Annotated in this window: 1 protein-coding gene and 1 pseudogene; both read left to right on the top strand. The window is 69.7% G+C overall.

The window, feature by feature from the left end; genetic code table 11:
- A pseudogene (locus ACLFKU_RS43280) lies at positions 1 to 1,410 on the top strand (malto-oligosyltrehalose synthase); the annotation flags it as partial.
- A gap of 10 nt (positions 1,411 to 1,420) precedes the next feature.
- The gene (locus ACLFKU_RS43285) at positions 1,421 to 1,585 is read left to right on the top strand and encodes a DUF2934 domain-containing protein (RefSeq protein WP_410853331.1); all 165 of its coding nucleotides are present in this window, start codon (positions 1,421 to 1,423) and stop codon (positions 1,583 to 1,585) included.
- Positions 1,586 to 1,683 lie beyond the last annotated feature (98 nt).

Below are 1,683 nucleotides of genomic sequence, written 5' to 3' on the forward strand. Positions count from 1 at the left end.
GGCACGGCGGCCGAGTTCGGCAGGCCGCTGCTCTCCCGCGCTGCTATGGCGTTGCTGAGCCACTTCCCGGCCTACCGCAGCTATCTCACCGATGCACCGCCCACCGCAGAGGACCTCCGTCAGTGGCGACAGGCGATCGACGCGGCAACAGCAGGTGCTGCGCCGGATCTGGTGGCTGCCATCCATCAGGTTGCAGCGTGGGTGCTGGCGCCGCCCTCGGAGGACGCGGCCCCGATGCTGCGTCGTCGCTGCCTGGCGGTGCGCCAGCGCTTCCAGCTGCTCAGTGCGCCGCTCAATGCCAAGGCAGTGGAGGACAGCAGCTTCTATCGCTACGCGCCGGTGCTGTCCCGCAACGAAGTCGGCAGCCACCCTGCGGTGCAGAGCCTGTCGGCGCCGCGGTTCCATGGTCTCGCGCGCGCACGGCATGACCAGCACCCGCGCAGCCTGCTCGCTACGGCTACGCACGATCACAAGCGCGGCGAAGACGCACGCATGCGCATCGCCGTGCTGTCCGCCTGGCCCGAGTGGTGGATGCGCCAGCTGCGCCGGGTCGAGCGGCTCGCCGCTCCCCTGGGTGCGGCTGCGCTGCATCCGGCCGACCGCAACATGCTCTGGCAGACGCTGGTCGCATCCTGGCCGGCCGACGCCGAGGTGGGCGTGGCGTTCGCCGCGCGCGTGGTGCAGTGGCAAGGCAAGGCGCTGCGGGAAGGCGGCCTGCGCAGCAGCTGGGGTCATCCGGACGAGGCTTGCGAAGCGCAGGCGACGGCCGTGGTTGAAGCGCTGCTCGAAGGTGATGCGGGGCGGCCGGTCCGGACCGCGCTGCAGGACATCGTGGCGCAGGTGGCACCGGCGGGCGCACGTCTGAGTCTGGCCCAGGCGGCGCTGCGGCTGACCGTGCCGGGCGTGCCGGATCTGTACCAGGGTACCGAGGGCTGGGACCTGTCGCTGGTGGATCCGGACAATCGCCGTCCGGTGGATTACGCGCTGCGCCAGCGCTGGCTCGATGACGACCCTTCCTGGTCGGCGTTGCTGCAGGCGTGGCGCGACGGCCAGTTGAAGGCGCGTCTTGTACGCACGTGCCTGCAGGCCCGCCGCGGTGCCCCGGATCTGTTCGCCCATGGCAGCTACCTGCCGCTGCCGACCAGCCAACCCGATCAGGTGCTGGCCTTTGCCAGAGCGTGCGGAGCGCAGCGCCTGATCGTCATCGCCGCAATCGCTCCCACGCCGCGACCGCTGCAGCACGCATCTGCCGCCGTGCCGGCCCGTTTCTGGATCAACGGGCACGTGACGATCCCGCAGGGACGTTATCGCAATCTGCTCACCGGCGCGACGGTAGAAATCAACGACACCGCTGTTTCCCTGCGGGCGCTGTCCGACGGCAGCCCCGTGACCCTGCTGATCAATGAGTGAAGCCAGAGCAATGGACGATAAAGAACGACGTGAGCGAATCGGGGTACTGGCCCGACAGATATGGGAAGCGGAAGGTCGGCCGGATGGCCAGGACCAGCGCCATTGGCTGATGGCCGAGCGTCTGCTCGAGGCCGAGCTCCAGGCCGCCGACAGCACCGAAGAGACGCGCCGATGAGCGCGCGTCAGTTCGCACAATCCTCCCGCCTTCGGGGGGGGCGGCCGTTCCCGCTGGGCGCCACGTGGGATGGCCTGGGCGTCAATTTCGCGCTGTAC

The organism is Paraburkholderia sp. EG304 (assembly GCF_046543485.1).
In the GTDB taxonomy this organism is placed as follows: Bacteria; Pseudomonadota; Gammaproteobacteria; order Burkholderiales; family Burkholderiaceae; genus Paraburkholderia; species Paraburkholderia youngii.

Coding starts and splice junctions, on each gene's coding strand:
- ACLFKU_RS43285 (WP_410853331.1), top strand. CDS start 1,421: ATGGACGATAAAGAACGACGTGAGCGAATCGGGGTACTGGCCCGACAG.